This is a genomic window from Rhodococcus sp. KRD175 (genome assembly GCF_017168275.1).
GTDB lineage: Bacteria > Actinomycetota > Actinomycetes > Mycobacteriales > Mycobacteriaceae > Rhodococcoides > Rhodococcoides fascians.
Genome location: NZ_JABFAQ010000049.1, coordinates 19,818 through 45,305, shown reverse-complemented (window position 1 = coordinate 45,305; position 25,488 = coordinate 19,818). Strand labels below are relative to the sequence as shown.

30 protein-coding genes are annotated in these 25,488 nt (G+C 63.5%); 16 read left to right on the top strand and 14 right to left on the bottom strand.

Annotation, left to right across the window (positions count from 1 at the left end; genetic code table 11):
- The first annotated feature begins 290 nt into the window (after nucleotides 1-290).
- From J1M81_RS26575 to J1M81_RS24875, 3 genes are read left to right on the top strand one after another with little or no spacing between them, the layout of a single operon-like run.
- Nucleotides 291-713 carry a hypothetical protein gene (locus tag J1M81_RS26575; RefSeq protein ID WP_241258460.1) on the top strand — a complete coding sequence of 141 codons (423 nt, stop codon included), beginning with the start codon at nucleotides 291-293 and terminating at the stop codon, nucleotides 711-713.
- On the top strand, nucleotides 710-2,077 hold the full coding sequence (qatC, locus tag J1M81_RS24880) for a Qat anti-phage system QueC-like protein QatC (protein WP_241258459.1): 1,368 nt from the start codon (nucleotides 710-712) through the stop codon (nucleotides 2,075-2,077). The genes J1M81_RS26575 and qatC overlap by 4 nt, the downstream gene beginning before the upstream one ends.
- The gene (locus J1M81_RS24875; protein WP_206499066.1) at nucleotides 2,074-2,817 is read left to right on the top strand and encodes a TatD family hydrolase; all 744 of its coding nucleotides are present in this window, start codon (nucleotides 2,074-2,076) and stop codon (nucleotides 2,815-2,817) included. The genes qatC and J1M81_RS24875 overlap by 4 nt, the downstream gene beginning before the upstream one ends.
- 348 nt (nucleotides 2,818-3,165) lie before the next feature.
- On the opposite strand, the gene J1M81_RS24870 is transcribed toward J1M81_RS24875, so the two are convergent.
- The 3 genes from J1M81_RS24870 to J1M81_RS24860 form a co-directional block, all read right to left on the bottom strand.
- Nucleotides 3,166-3,525, bottom strand: coding sequence for a hypothetical protein (locus J1M81_RS24870; protein WP_206499065.1), 360 nt, complete (start codon nucleotides 3,523-3,525; stop codon nucleotides 3,166-3,168).
- Between the two features lie 99 nt (nucleotides 3,526-3,624).
- The gene (locus J1M81_RS24865) at nucleotides 3,625-3,957 is read right to left on the bottom strand and encodes a helix-turn-helix domain-containing protein (RefSeq protein ID WP_241258458.1); all 333 of its coding nucleotides are present in this window, start codon (nucleotides 3,955-3,957) and stop codon (nucleotides 3,625-3,627) included.
- Nucleotides 3,926-4,651: a TetR/AcrR family transcriptional regulator gene (locus J1M81_RS24860; RefSeq protein WP_206499063.1), complete on the bottom strand. Its 726-nt coding sequence runs from the start codon at nucleotides 4,649-4,651 to the stop codon at nucleotides 3,926-3,928. Before J1M81_RS24860 ends, J1M81_RS24865 begins: the two co-directional genes overlap by 32 nt.
- A 216-nt stretch (nucleotides 4,652-4,867) precedes the next feature.
- Here J1M81_RS24860 and J1M81_RS24855 point away from each other — a divergent pair, with 216 nt between their 5' ends.
- Together J1M81_RS24855 and J1M81_RS24850 are read left to right on the top strand one after the other, a co-directional pair.
- A complete protein-coding gene (locus J1M81_RS24855; RefSeq protein ID WP_206499062.1) occupies nucleotides 4,868-6,094 on the top strand; it encodes an alkane 1-monooxygenase in 1,227 nt (408 codons plus the stop codon).
- Entirely contained in the window at nucleotides 6,091-6,669 is a 579-nt protein-coding gene (locus tag J1M81_RS24850; protein WP_206499061.1) for a hypothetical protein, read from the top strand. Before J1M81_RS24855 ends, J1M81_RS24850 begins: the two co-directional genes overlap by 4 nt.
- Before the next feature lie 76 nt (nucleotides 6,670-6,745).
- On the opposite strand, the gene J1M81_RS24845 is transcribed toward J1M81_RS24850, so the two are convergent.
- The 4 genes from J1M81_RS24845 to J1M81_RS24830 all read right to left on the bottom strand — a co-directional run bounded on the left by J1M81_RS24845 (nucleotide 6,746) and on the right by J1M81_RS24830 (nucleotide 8,808).
- Nucleotides 6,746-7,060: a hypothetical protein gene (locus J1M81_RS24845; protein WP_206499060.1), complete on the bottom strand. Its 315-nt coding sequence runs from the start codon at nucleotides 7,058-7,060 to the stop codon at nucleotides 6,746-6,748.
- Between the two features lie 220 nt (nucleotides 7,061-7,280).
- Nucleotides 7,281-7,478, bottom strand: coding sequence for a helix-turn-helix domain-containing protein (locus tag J1M81_RS27105; RefSeq protein WP_206499059.1), 198 nt, complete (start codon nucleotides 7,476-7,478; stop codon nucleotides 7,281-7,283).
- Nucleotides 7,396-7,854: a hypothetical protein gene (locus J1M81_RS24835; protein WP_206499084.1), complete on the bottom strand. Its 459-nt coding sequence runs from the start codon at nucleotides 7,852-7,854 to the stop codon at nucleotides 7,396-7,398. Before J1M81_RS24835 ends, J1M81_RS27105 begins: the two co-directional genes overlap by 83 nt.
- 477 nt (nucleotides 7,855-8,331) lie before the next feature.
- On the bottom strand, nucleotides 8,332-8,808 hold the full coding sequence (locus J1M81_RS24830; RefSeq protein ID WP_206499058.1) for a hypothetical protein: 477 nt from the start codon (nucleotides 8,806-8,808) through the stop codon (nucleotides 8,332-8,334).
- Nucleotides 8,809-9,052: 244 nt separating this feature from the next.
- Between J1M81_RS24830 and J1M81_RS24825 the strand changes: the two genes are divergently transcribed.
- Nucleotides 9,053-9,619, top strand: coding sequence for a hypothetical protein (locus tag J1M81_RS24825; RefSeq protein WP_206499057.1), 567 nt, complete (start codon nucleotides 9,053-9,055; stop codon nucleotides 9,617-9,619).
- Between the two features lie 602 nt (nucleotides 9,620-10,221).
- On the opposite strand, the gene J1M81_RS24820 is transcribed toward J1M81_RS24825, so the two are convergent.
- From J1M81_RS24820 to J1M81_RS24805, 4 genes are all read right to left on the bottom strand, one after another.
- Nucleotides 10,222-10,554 (bottom strand): cupin domain-containing protein, encoded by a 333-nt coding sequence (locus tag J1M81_RS24820; RefSeq protein ID WP_206499056.1) that lies wholly within the window; start codon nucleotides 10,552-10,554, stop codon nucleotides 10,222-10,224.
- Between the two features lie 95 nt (nucleotides 10,555-10,649).
- Nucleotides 10,650-10,817 (bottom strand): hypothetical protein, encoded by a 168-nt coding sequence (locus J1M81_RS24815; RefSeq protein ID WP_206499055.1) that lies wholly within the window; start codon nucleotides 10,815-10,817, stop codon nucleotides 10,650-10,652.
- A 59-nt stretch (nucleotides 10,818-10,876) separates the two neighbouring features.
- Complete coding sequence (locus tag J1M81_RS24810) at nucleotides 10,877-11,356, bottom strand: hypothetical protein (protein ID WP_206499054.1); 480 nt, start codon at nucleotides 11,354-11,356, stop codon at nucleotides 10,877-10,879.
- Complete coding sequence (locus J1M81_RS24805) at nucleotides 11,353-13,821, bottom strand: molybdopterin oxidoreductase family protein (protein ID WP_206499082.1); 2,469 nt, start codon at nucleotides 13,819-13,821, stop codon at nucleotides 11,353-11,355. Before J1M81_RS24805 ends, J1M81_RS24810 begins: the two co-directional genes overlap by 4 nt.
- Nucleotides 13,822-13,970: 149 nt before the next feature.
- Between J1M81_RS24805 and J1M81_RS24800 the strand changes: the two genes are divergently transcribed.
- Together J1M81_RS24800 and J1M81_RS24795 are read left to right on the top strand one after the other, a co-directional pair.
- Nucleotides 13,971-14,471 (top strand): MarR family winged helix-turn-helix transcriptional regulator, encoded by a 501-nt coding sequence (locus J1M81_RS24800; protein WP_206499053.1) that lies wholly within the window; start codon nucleotides 13,971-13,973, stop codon nucleotides 14,469-14,471.
- Between the two features lie 483 nt (nucleotides 14,472-14,954).
- On the top strand, nucleotides 14,955-15,485 hold the full coding sequence (locus J1M81_RS24795; RefSeq protein ID WP_206499052.1) for a hypothetical protein: 531 nt from the start codon (nucleotides 14,955-14,957) through the stop codon (nucleotides 15,483-15,485).
- Between the two features lie 210 nt (nucleotides 15,486-15,695).
- Here J1M81_RS24795 and J1M81_RS24790 read toward each other — a convergent pair whose 3' ends face one another.
- Nucleotides 15,696-15,929 (bottom strand): hypothetical protein, encoded by a 234-nt coding sequence (locus tag J1M81_RS24790; RefSeq protein ID WP_206499081.1) that lies wholly within the window; start codon nucleotides 15,927-15,929, stop codon nucleotides 15,696-15,698.
- 325 nt (nucleotides 15,930-16,254) lie between these two features.
- Here J1M81_RS24790 and J1M81_RS24785 point away from each other — a divergent pair, with 325 nt between their 5' ends.
- The 4 genes from J1M81_RS24785 (at nucleotide 16,255) to J1M81_RS24770 (ending at nucleotide 19,555) form a co-directional block, all read left to right on the top strand.
- On the top strand, nucleotides 16,255-16,983 hold the full coding sequence (locus J1M81_RS24785) for a GAF and ANTAR domain-containing protein (RefSeq protein ID WP_308051313.1): 729 nt from the start codon (nucleotides 16,255-16,257) through the stop codon (nucleotides 16,981-16,983).
- Nucleotides 16,984-17,184: 201 nt separating this feature from the next.
- Entirely contained in the window at nucleotides 17,185-18,036 is an 852-nt protein-coding gene (locus tag J1M81_RS24780; RefSeq protein WP_206499051.1) for a GAF and ANTAR domain-containing protein, read from the top strand.
- 458 nt (nucleotides 18,037-18,494) lie between these two features.
- Complete coding sequence (locus tag J1M81_RS24775) at nucleotides 18,495-18,875, top strand: STAS domain-containing protein (protein WP_206499050.1); 381 nt, start codon at nucleotides 18,495-18,497, stop codon at nucleotides 18,873-18,875.
- Nucleotides 18,876-19,348: 473 nt separating this feature from the next.
- Nucleotides 19,349-19,555, top strand: a complete 207-nt coding sequence (locus J1M81_RS24770) for a hypothetical protein (RefSeq protein ID WP_139318101.1) — start codon at nucleotides 19,349-19,351, stop codon at nucleotides 19,553-19,555.
- A gap of 44 nt (nucleotides 19,556-19,599) precedes the next feature.
- On the opposite strand, the gene J1M81_RS24765 is transcribed toward J1M81_RS24770, so the two are convergent.
- Nucleotides 19,600-20,202, bottom strand: coding sequence for a TetR/AcrR family transcriptional regulator (locus tag J1M81_RS24765; protein ID WP_206499049.1), 603 nt, complete (start codon nucleotides 20,200-20,202; stop codon nucleotides 19,600-19,602).
- A gap of 419 nt (nucleotides 20,203-20,621) precedes the next feature.
- Between J1M81_RS24765 and J1M81_RS24760 the strand changes: the two genes are divergently transcribed.
- Both J1M81_RS24760 and J1M81_RS24755 read left to right on the top strand, forming a co-directional pair.
- The gene (locus J1M81_RS24760) at nucleotides 20,622-21,023 is read left to right on the top strand and encodes a hypothetical protein (RefSeq protein ID WP_206499048.1); all 402 of its coding nucleotides are present in this window, start codon (nucleotides 20,622-20,624) and stop codon (nucleotides 21,021-21,023) included.
- 108 nt (nucleotides 21,024-21,131) lie between these two features.
- Complete coding sequence (locus tag J1M81_RS24755; RefSeq protein ID WP_206499047.1) at nucleotides 21,132-21,833, top strand: DUF6766 family protein; 702 nt, start codon at nucleotides 21,132-21,134, stop codon at nucleotides 21,831-21,833.
- A gap of 51 nt (nucleotides 21,834-21,884) precedes the next feature.
- On the opposite strand, the gene J1M81_RS24750 is transcribed toward J1M81_RS24755, so the two are convergent.
- Nucleotides 21,885-22,994: a glutamate--cysteine ligase gene (locus J1M81_RS24750; RefSeq protein ID WP_308051312.1), complete on the bottom strand. Its 1,110-nt coding sequence runs from the start codon at nucleotides 22,992-22,994 to the stop codon at nucleotides 21,885-21,887.
- A 1,164-nt stretch (nucleotides 22,995-24,158) separates the two neighbouring features.
- Here J1M81_RS24750 and J1M81_RS24745 point away from each other — a divergent pair.
- Nucleotides 24,159-24,518 carry an Lsr2 family protein gene (locus tag J1M81_RS24745; RefSeq protein ID WP_206499045.1) on the top strand — a complete coding sequence of 120 codons (360 nt, stop codon included), beginning with the start codon at nucleotides 24,159-24,161 and terminating at the stop codon, nucleotides 24,516-24,518.
- Nucleotides 24,519-24,766: 248 nt separating this feature from the next.
- Nucleotides 24,767-25,378 carry a maleylpyruvate isomerase family mycothiol-dependent enzyme gene (locus J1M81_RS24740; protein WP_206499079.1) on the top strand — a complete coding sequence of 204 codons (612 nt, stop codon included), beginning with the start codon at nucleotides 24,767-24,769 and terminating at the stop codon, nucleotides 25,376-25,378.
- Nucleotides 25,379-25,488 lie beyond the last annotated feature (110 nt).

Sequence of the window (25,488 nt, the reverse complement as noted above, 5' to 3'; positions counted from 1 at the left end):
CCGCCGACCGAGCCGCGGGAACCGGAGGAGATTGGACGCCTCTCAAACGAGCGACGACAGCGTACGTCCAGTCGATCGGCGGTACGAACTCCGACAATCGGGCTCGTCGAGTGCTCGGACGCCATGTTCCTCTACTCGGGGGTGCAGGCGGAGCGACCGCGTCGGCCAATGCCGGGCGCGCGGGGCTTTCCAGATTGGGCGGGTTACTCGCCGGGCTCGGAACGAGAACCGCCGAGCAGACGCTCACGGACATCGGGCTCGCTCACCTAGTCGGCCAGGACCGTTTCACGGTGCTCGACGAACTTGTCACCTATGTCGCTGGCGAGGGTAGCGACCTCGACTCCGGGGCCGCTCGGGACGCGGCCTGCGACGTGCTCGACGAAGTGTTCGGGGACGCCGATTCATGGACTGAGTTGAACGAAGTCACGGTCGATAGAGACCAGCTGGGTCTAATGCTTGAGCGGTTCCTGGCGCTCTACGTCTACAACAGGGTGCCAGTCGTCGCCGAACGACTCAGTCGGCTCACCGACCCAGCTGTCATGCGACAGGCCGACCAGGAAATGCGTCAGATCATCGCCGACCTCGTAGCTATCGAACTGCCCCAGAACCCGTTAGCCGTCGACTGGCGCGGGGACGAGGGGCGAGCCATAGCTCAACGCTCCATCGAGTCAACCTACAAACTCCTCGGGGCCCTCGACGGACAGGAGCAATGATGACCAACTACCGGGTTCGCACCCAGCCCGACGCGACCACCCCGGTCGGCCCGCACGACCTCCGCCTCCTGGACTGGTCACCAGGCAACAGCGCAGCAACCATCCAGCTGGGTAAGAACGCTGGTGCGCGGTTTCTCACCGGTTGGAGAGCCCCGAGGCAGGCGCTCGACCTGTTCCTGTTAGGAGCCAGCGTCTATTGCGTCGACAAGTCCTGCCGCCGCAACACCGCCAACGACGTCTGGACACGTGAGCTCACATTGGAACTCCCCGTCTCGGATGATTCTGCCTGGCGAGCCGCCGACTGGACCAGTGCCCTCGACTTCCTGACCGGCGACCGATGGACACTGGCTCCGACTAAGGGAACAGCGTCACCACTCGACGGCGTATCGGGAGTGCCGGACGAGGTGACACCGGTCGGGAGCGTCGACGCTATAAGTCTTTTCTCCGGCGGACTCGACTCACTGACGGGCGTGATCGACCTGCTGGAGGAAGACCCGGACCGGCGTCTCTGCCTCATCTCCCATAACGAAGGAGACCAGGCCTCGACCGCACAGAAGAACCTCATCACCGCACTCCGAGCGCATTACGGCGCCGACCGACTCGAAGTGCGCGGGCTTTTCCTGAGACCCGCGCCCACCGCGCCAGACCAGACTCGCCCGCTACCCGGAGACCACGAGACGACGACCCGCGCACGGTCGATGCTGTTCCTGACGGCGGGATTGGCCCTCGCAGCATCGGTTGGACCGCACATCCCGGTTTACATACCCGAGAACGGTTTCATTGGTATCAATGTCCCGCTCACGCGCGCACGCATCGGTAGCTACAGCACCCGAACCACCCACCCGCACTTCATGAAGCTTCTCAGCACGGCTGCAGAGAACGTCGGTGTGCACAACCCCATCCGGAACCCGTTCCGTCTGAAGACAAAAGGCGAGATCCTCGCAAGCTCCCGCAATCCCCAGCTCCTTCGATCATTAGCACCACAGAGCGTCTCCTGCTCGCATCCTGAAGCCGCCCGCTACGTCGGACGCCCCCAGGGAAACTGCGGATACTGTTTCCCGTGCCTCATCCGCCGCTCGTCCATGGCCCACGTGGGATGGGACAGTGCGGCGGGGTACTCATGGGACGCCCTCACCGGCGTCGGGTTACTCGACACCGACACACGCCGCGCCGCCGATCTCCGAGCGGTCCTCAACGGCGCCTACACGCAACGTCCCGACCGGGACATTCTTCGCAATGGGCCTATCCCCGACGGCGAACACCGCGACTTCCTGCGGGTATGGCGCCGTGGCCTCGACGAACTGCGAACATGGCTCGAAGGGGCATCGGGTCCGACCGCCGACATCGTGAGAAGACTGACTTGACAGAAGAACGCCTGCTGGACACGCACTGCCACGTCGCCGCCTACGCCGACCCGGTGGCAGTACTACGCGACGCAGACGCCGCCGGGGTCGCGGTCGTCGCCGTCACCGAAAATCCGGACGAATTCAAACGACTCCGAACCCGCCTCGGTGTGCGCCGACATGTGGAGGTCGCGATCGGGCTGCATCCCCTTCGGGCGGCAACCTTCGGTCCGAACGACCTGGCCCGATTCTTCCGCCTGCTACCGCAGGCGCGATGGATCGGAGAGGTTGGCCTCGACTATTCACGCGCGGGGATTGCGACCGCCAAAGCCCAGCAACGCGTTTTCGACGTCGTGTTGACCGAAGCGCAGCCCGGGCAACACCCCCTGACAGTGCACAGCAGAGGCGCCGAACAGGACGTTGTCCGCCGACTGGCCGAAGCCAAGCTGCCCAGCGTATTGCACTGGTACTCCGGTCCGTTAAAACTGGTCGACGACGCGCTACAAGCCGGACTGTACTTTTCGTTCAATATCGCGATGACCCGCTCTCGTAGGTTCGCGCCGCTCGCGCACGCGATTCCGAGAGATCGGATCCTCCTCGAGACGGACGGACCCTACGCAAAGAATCGAAGTACGCCGGCGCAGCCCGGTGGTCTCTACGACGTGGTGGCAGCTTTCAGCCGACTATGGGGAGTAGACGACGGAGAAGCAACGCGCATAGTGCTCGCAAACCAGGCACGTCTACTACTCGAAGCGCGCTGAGTGGCTCCATCGAATAAGTCGACACGGCGCGTATCGGTCGGTATCACGATCTCCGGCAGGACTTCATCGACGAACGCGACCAAGGTGAGAGCTGTTCCGTCGCCGTAGGACCCGCAGCGCCAGTGGTTGCGACTTCGCCTCACCCAGCCCTCTTGAACCAAGAAGACGACATGCCTCCTCTACGCTGCCACTAGCGCGTAGGTGCGACGAGTGCGTCCGAGCGGGATGATCTAGAAAGCTTTGACTATCCGTGCAGCCTCGGCGGGTGGAACCTTAGGGACTACAGCGCAATCGAGACCTTCCGTCGACGCGGTTTAGGCGTTCGGCCCCGCCGGAGAATATTGCAGGCTAGCGCCCGTCACCGACAGCTTTGCTGGGCAAGAACAATGCTGAGCTGGCGTTTCGGCGTAGACGGCACGGAAAATGCACTTTGCATGCCCAACATCTACAAATAAGCGGGTGACTTTCGTCGCGCTCTGGCGTTCGGCGTGTGCTCAAGACTGAGGTGCCGCCATACCAACCTGCGCGGTCAGGAGCCGAGGGTTCGGGATCGAGATCGATGTCGCGGATCCGCGGCAGATACACCGGGCGACCTTCGCCATGCTCGACGTCGCTGCCGTTGCCGCCCAGGACGATGCCGACCACGCCGGTGATATCGCCGATCTGGCGGTCGATGCCCCGGCGGTGGTGTTCGATGTGCTCGCTCAATGGTGCCGCCACATCATCGGCTCAATCGAACACACCTGACAACGCCGGACTCTCGTGCGGTGATGCACCGCCGTATAAAACTTTGGCCCTGGTCGGGGTTTATCGGGATGTCGGTCGGTGTGCGGCCGGGCGGGTGTCGTACAACAAAGTCAGCGGGTCCACCCCGAGCCCGTCAGCCATCTTTTCCACCGTCGCGACCGTGACGTTGCGTTCCCCGCGTTCGACGGCAGCGATGTAGGTGCGATGCAGGCCCACATGTTCGGCGAACGAATACTGACTCCAGCCTCGCTGAAGCCGATACCGGCGCACATTCCGCCCCACGACAGTCTGCAGCTCACCGATCACCGATCCTGCCTCGCACCACACGCAGGAACTCCACAGCCCGATCGAACGTGCCCGCTCATCTGTGCGCCGTAACAACGGTATCGACATCGGCGGGTTCGACACTTGTGGTGTCGATATCCGCCGCCACGTGGTCGCGGACTCGTTCCAGATACAGCCGCACGAAGTCGGCGTCTGCGGTGTCGGTGCACAACGCCGGTATCACCGCATACAACACGATATGCAGGCGATCGATGCGCTCCCGCGTTGTCGTCGTCGACCATCGCCGCGGGTCGCACAATCCGGCCACCGCAGCGACCAGCACGTCCACGACCTCGACAATCTGTCGATGATCGGTGTCGGCGACGAGCGGATCCCGCCCTCGTTCCCCACCACCGACGAGCATTTCGGTGAATTCGCCCCGCCATAGGCGATACACGCTGCCCACACCTGTTTCGGCGGCATACTCGGTCGATTCCAGCGCGTGCACAGCGCGCACGAGAGGGTCGACAGCTGTGTGCTCGAGCAGGTCATAGGTCAACGCAACCAGCGCATCCACACCGGACCGACCGCGGCGACGCTGTCGCTCGCACAGTGCCATGATCCGCGCATGACCGTGCGCGTACACCCCGGATATCAACTGTGCCCGGCTGGTGTAGGCACGCACCATACGACCCCGGCTCACCCCGGCAGCATCGACGACGCCGTCGGTGGTGAGCGCATCCATGCCCCCATCGAGCATCACCGCCGCCGCTGCCTCACAGACCTGCATCTGCAGTTGCTCGGTCGGAACACGCGTTGACACTGTTCTCCGGCCGGCCTTCACGTGCTCACTCATCGTTGACCGTTGGGGCTAGTGAAGGGGGAACAGTCCTGCGCGTCTGCCACCTCTGGAGATGACCCACTTCACACCTTTCGGGTGATACATGTTTCAACATCAATCCGATGCTACACAGAGGGCGTACGTAGCCTTTCGCGAACACTGTTCTCTCCGAGAGGAATTGACGCCATCAACGGTGACATGGAACCGCCATCCGCACCTCCGAACCGGCCTGAAACAGCACGCTTGTCCGGTACCGGAACGAGCAACAGTCCGGGCGAAACATGGAGGGACCCCAAACGGTATCTGTGGCCGTTGGGGTTGCTGGTTCCGCTGTCGCCGTTTCTGGCGTGGGGTGCTGTCTCCACGTTCGGGCCGGGACTGCTGTGGGCGTTCGGTCTGATCGTGATGGGCATCGTCATCCCGCTGGTGGATCTGTGGTGCGGTTCCGATATTTCCAACCCACCCGACGATGCGGTGGCGGGGTTGGAGGCAGACCGGTATTACCGGTGGTGCATCTACCTGTTCCTTCCTCTGCAGTATGCGGGTCTGGTGGCAGCGTGCTGGCTGTGGGTGCACGGCCCGCTCGGGGTGCCCGAGCGGATCGCATTGGCCCTGACGATCGGGGTGGTTGCCGGCGTCGGAATCAACGCAGCGCACGAGCTCGGCCACAAAACAGAAGCAGTCGAGCAGTGGATGAGCAAGGTGAGCCTCGCTCAGGCCGGGTACGGCCACTTCTACGTCGAACACAACCGCGGACATCACATCCGGGTCGCCACCCCGGACGATCCGGCTACCGCCCGGTTCGGTGAATCGTTCTGGCGGTTTCTGCCCCGCAGCGTCTACGGCGGGCTCGCTTCGGCGTGGGCGCTGGAATCGAAACGCTTCCGCAGGCAGAGACGGTCGCGGTGGACACTGCGCAATCATCTGTTCAACGCCGCAGCACTGTCCGCGCTCCTCTTCGGAGGCTTGGTTGCGGTGTTCGGGTGGTCGATCACCCCGTACCTGATCCTGCAAGCCGCCGTAGCGATCGTGTTGTTCGAAGCTGCGAACTACCTCGAGCACTACGGACTGCTGCGCCGTAGGCGCCCGGACGGGCGGTATGAACGGTGCTCGCACGAACACAGTTGGAACAGCGACCATCTCGTGTCGAACCTGTTTCTCTACCACCTCCAACGCCACAGTGACCATCACACGCATCCACTGCGGCGCTATCAAGCGCTCCGCACCGTCGACACCGCGCCGCAGTTACCCGCCGGATACGCCGTCATGATCGTGTGTGCGCTCATCCCGCCGCTGTGGCGGCACGTGATGGACCGGCGGCTGCTCGCTTTCTACGGTTTCGACCCGGCCCGAGTGAACATCGATCCCGGCGACCGCCGCGCCCACACCAGACTCGCCGCACTGACCGACAGCTCCGTCCCGTGACCAGAAACGATGACCGCGCCGGCCGCAACGACCATGACAGGCACGACGATGACAGGCACGATGACGGCGACGGCGGGCTCGCCGAGACGAACGAGATCGCCGAACGCGTGTACCGCGCGCACGGCCCCGTCTTGGATCGGCTTCGAATCCTTGCCGCCAGCGATGGCGGAACCACCGAAGGCCGCGACGAGCCCGGGGGCCGACCTGCGGGCGCCGTCTTCCCCTCTGTAATCGACCCAGCCATGCAGGTACAGGTGACGGCTACCAATATTCCGCTCGAACGCCTCACCCAGTTCACCGGCCACTATCCCGAGCTGTCGCGGTTGGTGATCGTCACTGTCGCTGCCCGCCGCATTCGAGAAGGCGCAGCTGCAGATCTGAACGGCGCGGAAGCCGACGCATGGGCCACAGCATTGGCACCAGAGGGGTTCGGTGAATTCGTGATTCGGCTCGGCGTCATGACCGGATCCACCGGCCGCGCAGTGCACTATCGCTACGTTCTCGGCCCCGACCACCACATCTGCGCCCTCGGCGAACACGATATCGCACGTATGCGCGGCGACTACCGCCAATAGCCCCTCGATCGAACTGAGGGACACCAATCTCAGAACGTGCAGTCGCCTCTGTTCGGTGGTGCCGCTTCGGTCGATGTCAGGAGCAGTTGAGCTGACCGGTTTGCACCCAGTAGTCGTAGGGGTAGGAGCTGGTGCTGTGGCCGTACGACCAGAATGTGCCACCGACGTTGATCGTGCTGTGTCCGCGGAATTGTTCGTTCTGGTGCAGTTGCCAGTCCACCGGGCCTTGACCGGGACCGTCGCCGTACATGTTCGCCACCGCAACGTTCCCCGTACACAAGAACCCGGTGGAGTCGTGCGCAGACGCGGTCCCAACCCCCGCTGCAGTCATTCCCGCCGCGGCGGCGGCAACGATCGCGATCTTGGCAATTGTCGAACGAGTACGCATCATGAGATACCTTTCGTGTGATGGTGAAACGGACGCCGCAGCACACACTCCGACCACCTGTCCTGCCGGGGCGCCGCAACGGGCAGTGAAGTAACGGACTGAGTATGACCGCGGCAACGAACCTTCAGCCCGCCCAAATGCACACAGCGTCCCTCACACTGCACTTTCTGGTCACGTCACCACCTGCAGCGCCCGCCGCCTCGAACGTGATTTCTCGTGGCGGTCACTGCCCTCGGCGCTGCTGTTCGTCTCGGTACACAGCCGGCGTGCACGAAAACGCGCGAACAAACGCTCGCTGAAAAGTCCTTACGGTCGAGAAACCGCACCGGTGCGCTATTTCACTGTTCGTGGCATGGGACATGGCGGGATCGGACAGCATGGTTCGGGCTTTGCCCAACCGCAAGAGGGTCAGTTCCTGCATCGGTGAGCTGTCGGGGAAGAGCTGATACAACCGCCGCCCGGCTTATCCCCAGCTCGTCGGCGATGCAGTCGATGGTCAGCGACGAGTCGGCCGAACGGGCCGTCATGACATCGGCAGCGAGCTGACGCCGCGTCGAGGTGGTGCTCTGATGATCGGGATCATGACCGGCGACGCTGCGTAGCACGAAGTCTGCGACACCGATGAGATAGGAATCGATTGCCCCAGGGTCTTCGGTGTAGGGATCGATGACCGTCGAGGGTGCGCTCCACAACACTTTCGCGAGAACCGCGGGAAGAGGTAGCGCAACGCAACTCAAGCGTCGCAGCTGATTTCGGCGCAGCGACAGTCTCGACGCGTCCACATCCAGAATCACCATGCGTGCAGTGGACGGACGCAGATACGTTCGCGGCTCGTCCGAGCATTCCACCAACAATGAGCCCGGTGGCACGACGCGGCGCCCACCCCGCGCGGTGTGCTCCCCGCCCTGACCTCGATGAACGAACAATGCCACCCTGCCCGGATCCGAGTGATCGACATGATCGCTATCGACAACGGTGCGCGATGGCCCGTGCACACCTATCGCCGCGCCGGCCGAAAGGCCACGCACTCCAAGGAAGTGTGCTTCGAACGACGAATACCGACCCAGCGGTTCGAACGACATAGGGTGCAGCAACGCGCTCACTCGTTCCCGCCACGCATCGACCCGATCACCCGGTGCGACACCGCCGGTATCGATACGCACCGGACACACCGCCCCTGACCCGCACCTACCAGCCCCCATCGCCACATCGTAAAACCCAGACCACGCATAAATTTGTGAAACACCGAAGTCCTGAGAACACCGCCCCTGTCACTAGGCAGCGTCGATCATGATGGCACGAAACGAAATCGCCTCGGGCACTGTCGTTGTGGCGTTGAACTGCTCGATCACGATATCGGCGGCGTCGTTGGCCACCTCGGCGGCCTCGCGTCGATTGCTCGCAGTTGCGGTGACAGTCAGACCCGCACGCTCACTGATCGGCGTGATCGAGACCATGTCCGTGTAGTCCGATGCGAATCCTCCGCGGCGCTTCGCCAGCTCCGCGGTGACCTCCTCGGTCGGGCCGAAGCCGTCGAGGGACAGAACGACCGCAGACAATGCCGGAGCGCCGGAACCGAGGGTACCGGGCTCACCTGTGGTGTCGGGGCTACGAGAGGTGTCGGTGGAGGTGATCTGTATGGTCGCGGTGCTCGAGTACGGCCCAGACCACCACACGGCAGCACAGATGCCGCCGGCGACGATACCGATCGCCGCAACCACCGTCGATCGCCGACTCCGAGCATCGGTCATCCACACACCTCCTCTTGCGGCATCTCATGGGCCGTTGTCGGCCGGATGCGGAACACAAAATGTACCGCGCTCTCCATCACGCGAGGCGTTGTCGAGACCAAGGCGTTCGTGTCGAGCCGCATCGACAGACCACCGCCTCCGGATACGTCCGGTCGAACACAGCGACTTGGTGATCCTGGCGGCTCGGAGGTGAATGAAGTTGCTGATGTTCATGCCGAAACTGCTGCCGTGCAAAGATGCTGGCGTGAGCGATCCCAGTCAGAGGCGGGAGGTCGCATCGGCCGCAATGATCATCGGTCTACTTATGGGCGTGGTGGGCGCGATGTGGTGGCATGTGTTCGTTGTGCCGCAGTTCGACCTCGCGGGTTTTGCTGCATCCACGGAGAGCACCGCGGTGGCTTTCGAGGTCGGTTACCTCGTCCAGTTCTACGAGCCGGCTCCGGCGTGGCTTCCCACCGCAGTCGTATTCCCCGGTGTCGCCGCCATCGCGTTCGGTGTTCTCGGGTTCAGCTGTGCCCGGCATGTTTCCAGCCGTTCAGCTCTGTCGATCGGGCTGGAAGGTGGTGTGGTCGGCGGCTGTCTCGGCGTCGGTGCTGCTGCGTGGGCAACACTCTCCCCTCCCCTCTATTCAAGTCTGACCGAGACGCGCCCGCTTCGCATCGAACTGGCCAGCCAGAACTACCTCTGGATCGCTCTCCCGCTGTGCAGCGGCGTAACGGCCGCGATCTTGTCGATATCGGTCGCAGCCGTCCTCGGAAAGAAGTCAGCAGCAACACGGCGACAACGAGAAGTTAGGACCGCAGGTCCCTGAACATCGGCACCCAACGCATCTACGACGCCCCGAAGGCGACACCGCTACCGGGACCGAGATCCATGCGTTCATTGCCGTCGCTGATCGGCATGGTCGTGGTGATGGTCATGGTGTGTGTCGATCCGTATCTCGCCCTGCATCAGGCCGGGGTTGCTATGAACCACTGGACTCACCTCACCCTGACACGCAGGGCTTCGCCGACTACCTGCTAACCGTCGACGTCGCCGGCCGAGACTGGGCGATGCCCCACCGATATCATCAGCACCTCCGTAGGGTTCCCAACGCACTGCAAACCCGACACAAGTCTCTGCCGACCGCTCCTTCGCCATACCGATGATTCTGATCGACGTATCGAGCGTCTACACATCGGCCGCTCACTCCCACCACAGCCTTGAACACCCCGACCTCTGGTGCCGATTGTGCGGCCCACTTCTGCACTCAAATTGTCAGAAGACGACTGCAATCACGGATAAAACCCCAGGAAAGTGTGACGCCCACTTCTGAAACTGACAGAGGGTCCATCAATTGTCAGTTTCAGAAGACGACTGCATTTTTCAGAAGACGTGCGCACCCTTCGCTCAGCCCGAGACTGGCCGGGGTGGTCAGGGAAGCTTCGCCACGGTCATGAGCACTACCGAGTCTTCGATCGATTCGAGGGAATGCGGTTGTTGCGGGACTACGAGCAGATCTCCGCGCCGTCCTTCCCACGAGTCGTTTCCTGCCCGGAGTCGCACACGTCCGAGGAGCACCTGCACGGTCGCTTCGCCTGGGTTCTCGTGTTCACTCAGCTCTTGGTCTGTCATCAACGCGATAAGTGTTTGACGCAGTACGTGTTCATGACCGCCGTACACGGTGTGTGCGGCGCGTCCGCTGGTGGCCGACGCCGCCTTCTCGAGTTGTTCGCGGGCGAGGGCTTCCAACGAGCGTTTCATCATGGAGTGTCATCCTTTGTTCTGTTCGTGTTTTCGTTACCACTGTTCGCGCACACTGCTGTTGCCGATTTGCGCCGTATCGGGGTCCGATATGGGGGTCACAGTCCTCGGCGACGCAATTCGTTGTACACGCGGGCCCGGTCCACCTCGAGAGTGGATACGTCATCGGCCGGTTTGTTCTCGCGGACCGCAGCTCGGCGCCGCTTCTCCAGGTCGGCGAGTATGCCGTCGAGTTCGCCGATGGTCATCGACTTCAATCCGGACATCGCGGGCCGCTCCGTTCGCTCTGGCGCTGAGGGTGAGATCGTATCGGGCGAAATCGGTGTCAACTCGACAGTGCCTGTGGCGATAGCATTTTCAGCATGCCGTTCGCCCAGCGTAACTGCCGCAAGGTTTGTGGATGCGCACGCTGAGTCAGTTCGATCAATTCGACATCCTTCACCGCTTGCGCGCCTTGGGCGAGCAGTTCCCAGTCCAACGACACCCCCGCTGCGGTGCGGTGCACTCGCCGCAGCTCGGCGAGCAGCAACAGCGCCGGCTCGGGTCGTCTACCCAGCAGCACACTCACCCGCTGCTGCAGACCAGCCGCGTGGGCGGTGCTGTGCCGGTCCGTGCTCAACTTCAGCCCGTAGCGGCTACCGGCCTCGGCGAGGTCGGCGATGTGCTCGCGCGACCACACGGCGATGTCTCGGGAGGTGTAGAAAATTTCGTGCTCGACTGGATGGCGGGCCGACAATGCGGACAACTGACGGGCGAGTTTGCGTTCGGAGCGGTGCAGCTCGCGGATCGCCAGTCCCAACTTCACCGCACTGCCCCGATCGTCGTCTCGTGCACGTTCGCGGCGGGGCCGCCCGTTGTCTCGGGTATGCCCGCAGTGCTGGGCGCCGAGGCAGTGGTCGTCGGGGCCGACGACGGTGAACCGTCACCGCGTGAGAGACGACGGGCCTGCGCGGCGGCGGTTTTGAAGATTGGCTGCTTCGATGCGGGGTCCCAGTCGGTGAGGGTGAGCTCGTTTGCAGCACGAGTATGCGGGCCGCCGGCCGCCCCGTTGTCGGTGTCCCAGTAGCCGTAGTGAAAGGGCACGAACAGCACTCCGTCTCGGATGGCGGTGATGCGGGCGCGAGCGTTGATAGCGCCGCGAGGCGAGGCGATTTCGACGAGATCGCCTTCGGTGACGCCCAGTCGGGCGGCGTCGCTTCCCGATATTTCGACCCACACCTCCCGTGCGGCTTTTTGCAGTTGCGGGGCACGGCCGGTTTTGGTGCGAGTATGAAAGTGATAAAGCGTACGACCGGTGATCAACGCGAATGGGAAGTCTGCGCTGGGACGTTCGTGCGGCGGAAGATAGTCCGCGGCTTTGATGATCGCCTTCGCATCCGGGTTCAGTGCCCGGTATTGTGTGGGTTCGACCGGGGTTCCGGTGAGCAGGTCTTTGCCGTAGCTTTCGCAGTAGTCGGGTGCGCTGAAGAACTCGCCGTTTGCATACAGCCGCTCGGTGCCTCCGGGATGGGTTTCGTTACATGGCCATTGGATTCCGCTACCGCCCCGGAGTGTGTCGTAGGTGATTCCGGTGTAGTCGCACGGGCGGCCCGCGCTGCACTTCTTCCACGCCTCGAACGCCGACTCCGCGTCGCGCCAAGGCGGCAGGGGATGTCCGTCCTTGTCGCGAAAATCCATGCGGCGGGCGTAGTCGAGGAAGATGTCGAGATCTGCCCGTGCCTGACCGGGCGGTTCGATCGCTTTGTCGGAAAGATGCACAGTGCGGTCGACGTTGGTGAAGGTGCCCGTTTTCTCGCCCCAGGTCGCGGCGGGCAGGACTACGTCGGCCATGGCGGCGGTCTCGGTGAGGAAGATGTCTTGCACGACGAGAAACAGTCGTTCCTGGGTGAGGATCGATCGGATTCGTTCGAGTTCCGGCATCGATACCGCGGGGTTGGTGGCACTGACCCACAGCATCCGGATCGAGCCTTGCTCGGCGTATCGGAAGATTTGCATCGCATGCGTGGGCGGGCTGTAATGCGGTATCTGGTGCATCTCGATGTTCCACAGCGCCGAGAGTTCGGCGACGTGGGCGTCGTTGGACCAGTTGCGGAAGCCTGCCAGGTCCCCGTCCGCGCCGCATTCACGGGTGTTCTCGGCGGTGGGTTGGCCGTTCATCTGCAGTAGTCCGCATCCCGGTTTGCCGAGCATGCCGCGGATGATGTGCAGATTGTTGACCTGCACGGCCGCGGCGGTGGCTTGATGGGATTGGTAAAACCCCTGCAGCACAGTGGAGAGCAGCCTCGTCGCGGTGCCCAGCAACCGGGCCGCTGCACGCAGATCGTCGGCGTCGATTCCGCAGATCTGCGCTACCCGTTGCGGAGAATAATCGGCGACCAGCGAGCGTAGTTCCTCGAAACCGACACTGTGGGCGTCGATGTAGTCGCGGTCGATCCAACCGCGGCTGATGACCTCGTGGAGCAGCCCGTTCATCAAGGCCACGTTCGTGCCGGGTAGCGGAGCCAGGTGCACGGCGGCACGGGCGGCCACCGGAGTGGGTCGCGGATCCACGCACAAGATCTGCGGCGGATCTGTGCCGTCGAGGCGATCGAGGATGCGTGACCACAACACGGTCTGGGTTTCGGCGACGTTGTGCCCGAACAGGGCGATGACGTCGGCATGGTCGACGTCGGTGTAGGAGCCGGGTTGCCCGTCACAGCCGAACGATTCTTTGAGCGCTTCTGCAGCGGTGGCCGTGCACAGGCGGGTGTTGCCGTCGACGTGGTTGGTTCCGATGGCGCCGTGGGCGATGACGCCGAGGGTGTAGTACTCCTCGAGGAACAACTGTCCACTGGTGTAGAAGCCGATCGCGCTGGGGCCCTGTTCCTCGAGCAAACCCTTACTGCGTTCGACGATGCGGTTCATCGCTGTGTCCCAATCGGTTTCGACGAGTTCACCGTCGACCCGGATCAGCGGTGTAGTCAAGCGGTCAGCACTGGCATTGGCCTGCCAGCCGAATAGATCTTTCGGTCCGAGACGGCCGTGGTTGACTCGGTCTACTTCGCGTCCGCGCACACCGACGATGGCCCCGTCCTTCACCGCGATGTCGAGTGCGTCGCCGTTGGAATGCAGAATTGAGGCCGACTGCACCCAGTTGTCCACATCTGCCGGAGTCAGGTCACCGGAGAGGTAGGTGTCGACTCGGGTCGGCCACCGTTCACCGGCGGCGTAGGGCGTGCGGGCACCCCACGGCTCGGCGATCCGGTCACGGCTCCGTCCGGCGAGTTCCATATCAGCCATCCTGCACCCGTTCCTTGCGCATGCGCAACGATTCTCGCGAAAGCGCTGCGTAGGGGCGGAACGCATCGCATCCGCGCCAGGCAGCAGGCCCCGGTCGGTGGTGTTGCACCGCAGCAGCAGGGAGCGGCAGGATCGGTGGGATGAGCCCGATCCACCAACGAAATTACGGCCGCGATACAGACATCGGCGGCCACGTCGATGCGGTCTTACGTGCCTCGCGTGTGCTCGTTGGTATTGCCGCATCCTCGATAGCGGCGATCGAGGATGCGATCACAGTGCCGCAGTTGCGCATTCTGGTGTTGATCGATACCCGCGGCCCACTGGGCCTGGGTGCAGTGGCTGGTGCCTTGAAAGTCAATCCGTCCAACGCCAGCCGCGCCTGCGACCGACTGATCCGGGCAGGGTTACTGAGCCGCAGTGTGTCGCCGGCAGATCGCCGCAGCATCACCGTGACACTCACCGGGGAAGGAAAAGCACTCGTCGACTCGGTCAACGATCATCGGCGCGCCGAAATCGGAAACGTTCTCGACAAGATGAGTCCTCGAGATCGCGTTCGTGTCGCCGATGCACTCGCCGATTTCGCTGCCGCAGCGGGTGAGCCGAGTGGCAACAGCTTTCTCGGGTTGTTCTGGCCCGACTAAAACAACCCGATGTCTATCAACGCAACAGGGAAGCGGCGAGGAAGCCTGCTCTAGTCGGTGTGCGCCGAAGTGGCAGCGGCCGTTGCGGATGCGGACGTCACTGGTTTTACCGTGCTGAGCAGCGGTACGGCGCATCCGGATGTCAGTTTCAGAAGAGGGCTACACCGGTTCTCGAGCGGTGCACTATGCAACGTAGCTTGTGCGGCAACGTACGACGGGATTCGCCGGGACTCAAGGCTCTGCTGGCGGACTCTGTAAGTCCCCCCTTTTGGGTGCAGGTGCCATTCGAAGCAGGGTGGAACCCAACTAGAGTGAGTCGATACTCGTGTGTTGCGCCCCTCGACAGCATTCAAGGGCACTGACTTCACCCGCATGGATTGGGTTGAGGTGACCCGGGGTAGTTCCTGCTGCATGAGCGATGCCGTCCAACCCCACGATCGCCGCCCACGCCGCATCACCGGCGTTGTTGCATCAGTTGCGGTTATGGCCAGCGTGGTAGCGGCGTGCTCGACCGAGCCCGCCGCTACCCAGGACTCCGGGGCCGCCGGGGACGCTGCGGCCATCGAACTTCGCAATGTCACCGTCGCGGCACAGCTCGTCGGCGTCACTCCGGATGACCCGTCCTCGGCATATGGTGAGGCGGCATTGTCGTTTACTGCAGTCAACACTGCCGATATCGGCATCGACCGACTACTCGACATTTCCTCACCTGCCGCGGCGTCGGTGACGATCGGCGCCACCGACGAACAACGCGTCATCGAACCGGGCACGTCCATCGCAGCCGGTCAACCGGTCGAGAACATCGATAGCAGAGCAGACGGTACCGACCAGCCGTTCAGTGTCACGCTCGATCTGATCGACGGTGAACTCGCACCTGGCACCTCGATTCCGGTTACTTTCGAGTTCGAAGGCGCTGGAGAGTTATCCGTCGATGCCCCGTTCGACGTCTTCGAACCGGGGGAGCTCACCAACACCCGCCGGCCCCTCCCACCTGTCATTACGCCGACACCATGAAGTGGCCTTGCCGTGGGCTGTGACGGTTGTTCACTGTCACTATCTCAGCTTCAATGGCTGCCGGTTTCAGAGGACAGCTGCACGATGTAAGAAGTGGACGGCATTAGTGTCCCGTCGTTGCTCAATCTAGTTCTCGTGTCAGCGTCGTGATTTCAGGTTTCGCCGGTGGGGGTTGATCGGTGCCGCGTGGACGTCTTCATGGACGCAGAGTCAGTGGATCGCTTCGATATCGGCGTCGTCGGCGAATACCAAGGTGCCGATATCGAGGGCGACGGCCCATCTGCGTGGCGGCGCCCAATCACGACCGAGGGATTCAACCGCCGGGGTTGCCCATGCGAAGTCTTCGACCAGTACCCCTGCCGATGTCTCTTCGTCTGGGCGGTGCACTTGTACTCGGTCACCAACCCGATGATCGGGCATTGTGACATCGGCTGATGCGGTCATGGTGTGATTGAAGCAGATAGCCGTGCGTGTGGACTCCGCAAGTGCCTCGTCGATCGTGCGTGGCAGATGATGCATGGCGTCTTCTGGTGCGTGTGTCTTCGCTGCGTCGTAGCCCTGCGGGTGCCATTTTGAGGTGATGACTGTTCGCAGATGAGTGCACAGCCGCAGAGTTTCATTGCTGGTTCTCGACGTATCCGCGATAGGTTTTTTGAAACGTGCACTACCTGTTGTTCGTGTGAGGTTGCTCTGACACGGGTCTTCCATCTTGGACGGCGGCAGCGCACTGGGCGATTCGAGCACGCGGGTCATAGGAAGGTAGATGCTGGTGAACACATCGACGAACGGCGCACAACGGTCATCTGCTCGCTCACTCGGTGAGGCGATGTCCGAACTCGCGGTCACGCTGCAGCAGCATTACACCAGTGTCGAGGACACCTTGCAGTCGATCACCGACTCGGCCATGACGCTGATTCCCGGCACCACCGATGCCAGCGTCACTCTGGTGATCGAACGCCGCAGCGTCGAATCCCGCGCGGCGACCAGCGACACCGCACGCGAGATCGACCACATCCAAAACCGCCTCCGCGAGGGGCCGTGCTTGGATGCGGTGTGGGAACACCACACCGTCCAAATATCCGACACCGACCGCGAGGATCGCTGGCCGAGCTTCGCTCCTGCTGCAGCTGCGGCGGGAGTGCGCTCGATGCTGTGCTTTCAGCTCTACACCCACGGCGACAACCTCGGCGCATTGAATCTGTACTCGGACACCTACGGAGCGTTCGACGACGACGCCGTACAGGTGGGCACCCTCGTTGCCACCCACGGCGCGATCGCCTTGATCGCCGCCGAGCACGAAGACCAAATGCAGTCCGCTCTGGCCACACGCGATGTCATCGGCCAAGCCAAAGGCATCATCATGGAACGCTACGACGTGACCGCCGCCCGCGCGTTCGAGATGATCCGCACACTCTCCCAAGACTGGAACATCAGCGTCGCCGAGCTGGCCGACACCATCGCCAGGAGGGAGGATCCCGGGCCGCCGCAGCCTACGTAGCGGCCTACGAGCGACATCGCAGCGCTTGACGACGCACCCCCCACGTGCCCCTCGATGTCGCGGCGCAGAGTGTCTCCACCGAATACCAACAACGGCGTGCTGTAGGTTACCGAGCATCGGTCGAGCCCGCGCCGCCCACCTCAGTGCTGTCCACTTGTTCGCCGATCACGGCGCGAAGGGCAGCTGAAGCGAGCGCCAGCCATGAGCCCCACCCCTCCCATGTCCGACGCCGCACCCGATCCGGACCGACCGGACGGTTCTACAGCGCCCGACGATGCCGATGCATCGGGCGACGCCGCTGAACTGATGGATGCGAAACTGTCGGCGCAGGTGGCCGATTATGCGGCAGCGCTCGAAAAGCTGACCGCCATGCTCGGTGCCGGTGCCCCGCTTGCTCAATTTCTGCAGTCGGTGTGCACCGAAGTGGCAGCGACCATTGCCGATGCGGACATGGTCGGTATCACCATGCTCAGCGACGGCGGCGCGCATCCAGAGACAGCGGCGTCGACGGACGCGCGGGTCAACGACATCGACGCCGATCAGTATCGCGCCGATCAAGGCCCCTGCCTCGAAGCGGCCCGGACCCGACGCACGGTGCGGGTGCGGGTCAGCGATGTAGCTGTGCGGTGGCCACAGTTCGCCGCGAACGTCGCCGACATCGCAGTGCAGAGTTACCTTTCGGCCCCGATCAGGATCGACGATCACCACCTCGGCGCGATCAACATCTACAGCTACAACACCCACGGCTTCAGCGGCACCGACGAAGCCCTCGTGCAATTGTTCGTCACCGCGGTGCAATCGGCCATCTCGATCTCTCGCCGCGCCGAAACAGCAGAGCACGACCGCGACGGGCTGACCACGGCGATGAAGACCCGCGCCGGCATCGAACAAGCCAAGGGCATAATCATGACGCTGCGCGGTATCACTGCCGAGGAAGCGTTTGACATCCTGTCGGCGCAGTCCCAAAGCCGCAACATCAAACTCGCCGACATCGCCGCAGCGTTGGTCGCCTCGGTAGCACCGCAGGATCCGGCCACCCCGCCGCCTTCGTGACCCAGTGATCGCCTTTTCGACCGCCCGGCTTGCGCCGCCGTTCACCAGTGCTGCGCGCGATAGTCGGCGGATTGGGGCGATCGCCTCGGGGTACCTGCTAGGACAAGCGTCGGTCCGCATCACTGCGGGCGGGCGTGAAGTCCACCCGGCGTCTCGAGAAGTGGGAGGCCGGGTGGCGCCCTGATCCGAGCGGGCCGCCGCGACCGCGCAGCACGGAAGCACCAGGGCGCGAACGATTTCGATAGCGTCGACCGACGCGTCAATCGACGGATACCCGCACCACCTCGCGACGTGCTGCACGCGCGCCTCTATTGACGATGCTGCATGTGTGCTTCCTTCTCGGTCCCCGTGCATGGACGCCTTTCGCCCACTGCCTGGCTCCCTCGTTGTCATCGATAGACTGCCGGCAGAGCTCCCTCGCCTGGACAGACCCGAGATGAAAGCCGGTGGACTCCCTCATGACGATCGACAATGCCGGCCTGGGCCCGCTCGACATCACGGTGACACGGATCGGGACTGCAACTGTCCTGTCCGTTCGCGGCGAGCTCGATTTGGTGACGTCGCCGTACTTGCGCGAATCGATCGACGCGGTCTTCGCCAGTTCGACGCCGACCGCGTTGATTGTCGACCTCACCGATGTGCCGTTTCTTGCGTCGGTGGGGATGGGCGTCCTCGTCGACGCCGGCCACCGGGTAAGCCCCGCACAGTTCGCGGTCGTCGCGAACGGCCCGGCCACCAGGCGGCCGCTGATGTTGGTGGGTGTGGATCAGACGGTGCCGATGTACACCGATCTGCAGGCGGCTGTGGCCGCTCTTCTCCCGGGCGAGAAATCAATCTGAGCAATCGGCGAAAGTGACCGGTTCGGCCTGAGTCGGCTACGCGCTACGGGCGTCTGGGCTCGGCGAGTCGGCGATCGAGAGGTGCCGGCCTGGCCTACCGCATCCTGGTTGGCGTGATCCGGCGTGGTCAGTGACCACGCCGGATCCCGTATCGGATTGTTCACGGTATACGCGTTCACTTTTTCGCCGCGTTTACTGCGATAGCGGTTGCTACGCAACGCAAAACAAACTTTACGGCTCCCGGCCCGCGGGGGTCGATCGTCACGTAGTGTGAAATGCACGCTCGACGGCGAGGTCGCGGATAGAGCACATACGTGCGGGACTGACGCCATGAGCTGGCGAGGACGCCCACCCGAAAGTGGGTGGGCGCTTCACACTTGGGTGATCAGGGCTGTGCACGGTTCGCCGGACGGACGATCGATGGTCCGCCGGCGAGACGTTCGCCGATTCACACGGCCCGAAAGGTGGGCACAGTGGATCCTTTCGATATACCCCGCATCGTGTGGGCCGATCCGAGCCCATTGCAGGGTTGGTGGGAAGTGACGATGTTCGGCTGCATCGCCGCCACAGATTCCGATGCGCAGGCATCCCAGGCGAGAGCGTCGGTGATCGATGCGCCGCGGAGTCTCTCGGACAGTGCACGTCCCGGCCTTGATGAACGCGGCACAACGCTGACCTGACTGTCCCTCCGGCATCGAGCATTCCGCGGCGATCAGGACGGCAATCAGGTCCGGTTCGGCAGCGGCCCTCGTGTTCGAAGTATTCGTACTATCGCAGCGTGCAGCCTGGCCGCGAAATCGGGTGCGCCGGACTTCGCCGAGCCAATTCGTACGCTTCCGATCAACACCGCCACTATGGCGTGGGCTGCGTCGGCGCGTTCGGTGGGGTTCAACCTCGTGGGTAGGGTGTCGAGGATCGTTTCGATGACTGCGTCGATATCACCCGGGGTTGAGAGTTCCGAGGCCCAACGAAATTCGGGGTCACCGCGCAACATCAACCCAGCTTTGGCGGTGGTGGACCCCGCTGCGCCCACGATCGCGGTGGCGATCTCGTCCGGAGTCTGTGGCGCGAGGCCTGCTGCGGCGGCCGCCAGATGATTCCACGACACGGCGGCGGCGTCGGCCACGGCTGTGATGAGTGCAAGTTTGTTGTCGAAGTGAAAGTACATGCCACCTTTGGTGGCGCCCGCCCGTTCCAGGATGTCGCCCAGATTGGCAGCGACGTATCCCCGCGAACTGACCTCCATGGAGGCGGCCTCGATCAGGGCCAGACGTGTTGGAGTTGTTCGAGTACCGCGTCGACGGGCAGGGGGTGTGTCGGACCTCATCGGTGGATACCTATCTGGTGGCGGCGAGCGGGTCGGTGGCCGCGGTGTTCGCAACACCGCTGCGGTATCGGCCACGATACGAACCTGTTGCAGGAGACTGACAGTGCGTCGAATTGGTGATCGAGAACAGTTCGGCGCTGCCGCGGACTACTCGATCATGGCGGACTGTGGCGATGAGGTGGGATGGCACCACTGCCGCCGGCGTCCTCTGTTCCTCGCGTCGGTGCATCGCGTCGGTGCATCGCGGCGGTGCATCGCGGCGGATGTGCCGACTATGCATTGATCGCGGTGGATGTGCGGAATCATCGATGCGCCGCCGACCGGATCGGGTGCGGTGTCCGGCGTCACCCGATGCGCAGCGGCGTTCGCTGCGGTGCGTCTGGTCGTGCCGACACGGACGTACCTTTAGTGTCACTGTCATGTCCAGATACCCACTCGTGGTCGTGGTGATGGCGGCGCTCGCGGCGGCGGGGTGTGGGTCGGTGTCGCCCGATGCCGACGCCGCATCGCAGACCGCGCTGACCTTTCACACCGCACTGTCGAACGGCGACGGATCCGGCGCGTGCGCGATGTTGGCTCCAAGCACACTCGCACAGTTCGAGAAAACCACGAAAGCCCCCTGTGCGGTCGAGATCATCGAGGAGAGCCCACCCGCAGCTGGCGCCGTGAGCGACGTGCGGGCCTACGGCAGGGCAGCGCAAGTGCGCATGGATGCCGATACGGTCTTCCTCACCACCGCAGGCGGTGGGTGGAAGGTCGCCGCTGCCGGGTGCCGCCCGCAACCGGACGAGCCGTACAACTGCGCGATCGAGGGACCATGACGACGACGGAGAAAGCGGTGATGCCGCGATGAAGATCGCGTTCTGGGTGTGCATCGCAGTCATCGCGGTGGGGCTGGCCTATTTCACCGCCATCGGATTGCTACACCGATGAACACCACCCGGGCATCTACGTCACTGCGGCGCGCGGTCGGCGACAACGCGTTGGCCCTGTTCTTCGGCATGCTGTTCGTGGCCGCGTTGATCGGCCAGGCGCTCACCGGTGTCGCCCTGTACAACAACACCCAGATCGAGAGCGGACTCGAACAGGTCTCGACGCTGCAGTACGTGACGTCCTCGGCGTTCGCCGTCGACGTCACCGAAAACTGGCAGTCGGAATATCTGCAGTTCTTCCTCTACATCTACATCACGGTATGGCTGCTGCAGAAAGGCTCCCCGGAGTCGAAGAACCTCGGCCGCAGCGGCACCGAATCGGATGAGGATCAACGTGTAGGGGCGCACGCCGCCGAAGATTCACCAGGCCCGGCAAAAACGGGCGGCTGGCGCCTGGCGCTGTACTCGCGCTCGCTCGGACTGGTGATGGGCACCATCTTCATGCTCTCGTGGCTGGCGCAGTCCATCGCCGGGGTCAGCGAATACAACGAACGCCAGCTACAGAACCTCTCCGAGCCCCTCTCCTGGTGGGGCTACATCAGCTCCGCGGACTTCTGGAACCGCACACTGCAGAACTGGCAGTCCGAATTCCTCGCCGTGGCCTCGATGGTTGTCCTGTCGATCTACCTGCGCCAACGCGGGTCGCCGGAATCGAAACCGGTCGGCAGCTCGCACACCTCCACCGGCGTCGAAGGCTGACACCGGCACGCGAGCTCGGGAGTCGGGTGCGACAGCACCGCGCAGATGCGGTCAGCGCGGCCAGGCTGGGTCGATGAGCGGTTCCTCGATGCGCACGGTGGTATCGGCGAGGAACGAGACCACGCTCGCCGTGCCGCCGCCGGCCGCGTGGACTCGACGCTGACGAATCGCGCCGTTGCCGCGCCGCAGCAGCCACCGGATCGATGCATCGACCGCGTGATCCTCGCCTAGCTCATCGAGGGCATCGGCGAGGTAGCGCAAGAAAAGTTCGATGGCGTACTCCGCCGGGACAGTGCGCACCGTACCTGTGTCGACAAGCCGCCCGGAGAGACCATCGCGTGCTGCCCGCCAGTACGCCAGACGCAGAGCGCCGTCGGAGAGGGACGGGGCCGCCTCGCCGCGTGCGATCGCGGTCAGTGCCGTCATCACCGCCGCCCGGATCAGGGTGGCGAGCAGGACGGTGTCGGAGGCTGTGGCGGGGACATCGCACACACGCACTTCCACGGTCGGGTAGCGCGCCGATGGCCGCGCGTCCCAATAGATTTGGCCTTCGTCGATGACGGCGCCGCTGTCGAGCATGTCCGCGAGGACGCTGTCGTAGTGCTCGGCGGACTCGAGCAGCGGCGGTGGCCCGGCGCTGGGCCAGCGTGACCACAGGATCGACCGCCAGCTCGCGTAGCCGGTGTCCACGCCGCCGATGATCGGGGAGTTGGCGGACAGAGCAAGCAGTGTCGGCAGCCACGGACGCAGGTGGTTACAGACCTGCACTGCGGTCTCGCGGTCGGGGACGCCGACGTGCACGTGGGTTCCGCAGATCCCTTGTTCGTCGGCGATGTGCCGAAAATTGTCGGCGATCCGCCGGTAGCGGTCGGTGTCGGTGATCGGATGCCCACCTGCTGCGATCGGCGGTACACCGACGGCGAGGAGCCGGGCACCGCTCTCGCGGGCGGCCTGCGCAGCGACGAGCCGCATGTCGGTCAGACTGGCTCGTACCTGCTCGGCAGTGTCGAGGATCGGGGTCGTTGTCTCTACCTGGCAGGGAGTCAACTCCGAATCGAGCTCGAGCCCGGCTCTCGCCGCAGCGCGGGCCACCTCTGCTCCCAGGTTGACCGGGCTGCCGGTGGCGGGATCGACCAGCAGAAACTCTTCCTCGACACCCACAGTCGGAGGCCACGAACCCAGCCCATGCGTAACGCCAGGCCGCCCCGCCGGGGCGGCTTGGCTCGGGCCGTGCTCGTCATGCGGTGACGGCGCAGCAGCGCAGGACGATCTCATCGGTAACCCTTCATTGCTCGCACAGGGGTGAACCATCATCTGATCATGCGCGCCGCAGCTTCCTCGCCAGTGGTGTTGCCCTGTAGGGCTACCGCCAAGCCCGGCCGCCCCCCCACAGCGTGGCGCATCGGATGCGCCGCCGCCGCGGCTGTCGACCACTTGAAACTGCTCGGGGAATTGCCGAAAGTCAGCGATTCGTCTCGGTCGCTGACCACCACCAGTATGCGCGGGCAGCACCAACCCTCCTGGGCCGTCACCGAACTCCGTGCGCAGCGTCGCCACCGCAGGAAGCGCTGCTGTGTGGACGGCGCAGCCGAGGCGGGAATAATGCCGACGCCCGCGGCGCCGGCGGGTTCACCCCCGCACCGCACGCGGGCGGTATCGAGCTGAGGGACCGCCGTTGCAACTGCCGGGAGTGTTGATTTCCACCGCTCAGCGAGGGACACGTCGGCGGATCGTCAACGAAGTTGCACTGGTGTCACCGTTCGCGTGCTCGGCGGACAATTCCGGCATCGCGTTGCATCATCGCTCCGGCTCCCAACCCGACGACGAGCAGGATAGCCAGCAACACAACGTTGATATCCATGACGTGATCCTTTCGTGCATGCGCCGGGGCCGGCCGGCAACCCATGAGTTGCCGGAACCGCTCCACGAATACGAATCGTCGGCAGGCTCCACCACAACGTGGGCTGCGATGGTTCGATGATGACTCATTCCGGCAACTACGGCACCGTAAAACCTCTTTTTGTGTCCGAGTTGCCGATCGGGTGCCCCGCCATTGCCCTCACGCTGCCCAACCGAGAGCCGAGCAGTTCCAGTCAGCCCCTGGCTGCCCCGGGACATATGCGGCCAGGCCAAGGAGATAATGCTGGGCGGTCGGGCGGAAGAATGGCCGCAGCCGTAGGCCCGCTTGTAGGTGCCCCGGGTGTCGGTCCTCGGCTCGGGCGGGCGGACATCGATGACGTTCCCGCGCGGTAAGCACCTTCTCTCGCTCGAAGAGCCCTAATGATCTACTCAAGGCCAACGAGGTCGATAGGTAGGCTACATACTGTGGTGAGAAAAGTGAGCGTCGAACTCTTCGACGATATCGACGGGTCCACCATCGAAAGCGGAGCGGGTGAAACCATCGATTTCTCCGTCAACGGAATCGACTACGTCATTGATCTGAAGACCATGAACGCGAACGATTTCCATCGCACGCTTGACTACTTCATCGAGCACGCCACCCGGGTCGGCGGGCGGCCACGACAAACCTCAGCATCGATTTCATCATCTACGCCGACAACCACCCGAGGGGGGTCGTCACAGCCGAAGATTGTTCGGCAATGGGCCGCCGACAAGGGTTACACCATCAGCTACACCGGCCGGATCCCGACCAACATCCAACAGGCCTACGACGCCGCCCACTGACGCTGCCGCGCGCGGGGTAGATGCGACGGCAGCTGCACTCCGGGCACCGGGGGGGTTCGGCGCGCCACATGCCGACACCAAAGCGCATCTTAGGCCTCGGCGTCGAGTGTGGTCGAGGGTGCGTTGCAGCCTCGACCCCGTTGCCGGCAACCGCCTCGACACCGGCCGCGCCAGAGTGCGGTTTAATAAGGACCGAAATGAAACCGAGCGGGGTTCGAGTACGGGAGATGGCCGTGACCGTGGACTACATGGCTCTCGCAATTGCGGAGCGGTCCGACTTTGCTGCCCTGTTGAAGGGATTGACCGGGGAGCAGTGGTCGTCTGCGAGCTTGTGCTCGGAATGGTCAATCAGGGACGTTGCAGCACACACAATAAGTTACGACCTGCTAAATCGCTACGGCCTTTTCCGGCGTTATCTTGCCGCACGATTCGTACCTGATCGCATAAACCAGCTCGGTGTGGACTCAGTGGCGAATTTGCGGTCGGACGAGATCGTCGAGTTGTTTGAACGACACGAACGGCCCACGGGCCTCACAGCCGGTTTCGGCGGTCGAATCGCACTGGTAGACGGTTTAATTCACCAACAGGACGTGCGCCGGGCGCTCGGGCTGCCGAGGACGATCGAGTCCGACAGGCTTATGATCGCATTGAACTTCGCGCTTTACGCACCACCGATACGAGGAGCCGTGCGAGTACGCGGATTACACCTGATCTCGACCGACCTGGATTGGTCCCACGGTCGAGGTCCTGAAGTACGCGGACCTGGAGAAGCGTTGCTGATGGCGATGACCGGACGCCGAGAAGCGATCGTCGACTTGCAAGGGCCTGGTCTAGACGTGCTCGCGGCTCGGGCCACTTAACCCGTAGGAGCTCAAAGCAAATACGCTTCGGTGCCGCGACGGTATTCGGTAGACGGTCACCGCAGCACCGAAGCGGCTGTTCCGACTTCGCATACCAGCGTTCCGAATGT

What these genes read in the sequence shown, in the direction of transcription:
- J1M81_RS27105 (WP_206499059.1), bottom strand. Translation starts at nt 7,478, where the DNA reads ATGCAGGAACTGACCCTCTTGCGGTTGGGCAAAGCCCGAACCATGCTG.
- J1M81_RS24755 (WP_206499047.1), top strand. Translation starts at nt 21,132, where the DNA reads ATGAACACCACCCGGGCATCTACGTCACTGCGGCGCGCGGTCGGCGAC.
- qatC (WP_241258459.1), top strand. Translation starts at nt 710, where the DNA reads ATGATGACCAACTACCGGGTTCGCACCCAGCCCGACGCGACCACCCCG.
- J1M81_RS24865 (WP_241258458.1), bottom strand. Translation starts at nt 3,957, where the DNA reads ATGTCGATACCGTTGTTACGGCGCACAGATGAGCGGGCACGTTCGATC.
- J1M81_RS24820 (WP_206499056.1), bottom strand. Translation starts at nt 10,554, where the DNA reads ATGATGAAACGCTCGTTGGAAGCCCTCGCCCGCGAACAACTCGAGAAG.
- J1M81_RS24800 (WP_206499053.1), top strand. Translation starts at nt 13,971, where the DNA reads ATGAGCCCGATCCACCAACGAAATTACGGCCGCGATACAGACATCGGC.
- J1M81_RS24760 (WP_206499048.1), top strand. Translation starts at nt 20,622, where the DNA reads ATGTCCAGATACCCACTCGTGGTCGTGGTGATGGCGGCGCTCGCGGCG.
- J1M81_RS24845 (WP_206499060.1), bottom strand. Translation starts at nt 7,060, where the DNA reads ATGATGCGTACTCGTTCGACAATTGCCAAGATCGCGATCGTTGCCGCC.
- J1M81_RS24790 (WP_206499081.1), bottom strand. Translation starts at nt 15,929, where the DNA reads ATGACCGCATCAGCCGATGTCACAATGCCCGATCATCGGGTTGGTGAC.
- J1M81_RS24740 (WP_206499079.1), top strand. Translation starts at nt 24,767, where the DNA reads ATGGCTCTCGCAATTGCGGAGCGGTCCGACTTTGCTGCCCTGTTGAAG.
- J1M81_RS24780 (WP_206499051.1), top strand. Translation starts at nt 17,185, where the DNA reads ATGAGCCCCACCCCTCCCATGTCCGACGCCGCACCCGATCCGGACCGA.
- J1M81_RS24830 (WP_206499058.1), bottom strand. Translation starts at nt 8,808, where the DNA reads ATGACCGATGCTCGGAGTCGGCGATCGACGGTGGTTGCGGCGATCGGT.
- J1M81_RS24765 (WP_206499049.1), bottom strand. Translation starts at nt 20,202, where the DNA reads ATGAGGTCCGACACACCCCCTGCCCGTCGACGCGGTACTCGAACAACT.
- J1M81_RS24855 (WP_206499062.1), top strand. Translation starts at nt 4,868, where the DNA reads ATGGAACCGCCATCCGCACCTCCGAACCGGCCTGAAACAGCACGCTTG.
- J1M81_RS24835 (WP_206499084.1), bottom strand. Translation starts at nt 7,854, where the DNA reads ATGGTGATTCTGGATGTGGACGCGTCGAGACTGTCGCTGCGCCGAAAT.
- J1M81_RS24805 (WP_206499082.1), bottom strand. Translation starts at nt 13,821, where the DNA reads ATGGAACTCGCCGGACGGAGCCGTGACCGGATCGCCGAGCCGTGGGGT.
- J1M81_RS24795 (WP_206499052.1), top strand. Translation starts at nt 14,955, where the DNA reads ATGGCCAGCGTGGTAGCGGCGTGCTCGACCGAGCCCGCCGCTACCCAG.
- J1M81_RS24775 (WP_206499050.1), top strand. Translation starts at nt 18,495, where the DNA reads ATGACGATCGACAATGCCGGCCTGGGCCCGCTCGACATCACGGTGACA.
- J1M81_RS24815 (WP_206499055.1), bottom strand. Translation starts at nt 10,817, where the DNA reads ATGTCCGGATTGAAGTCGATGACCATCGGCGAACTCGACGGCATACTC.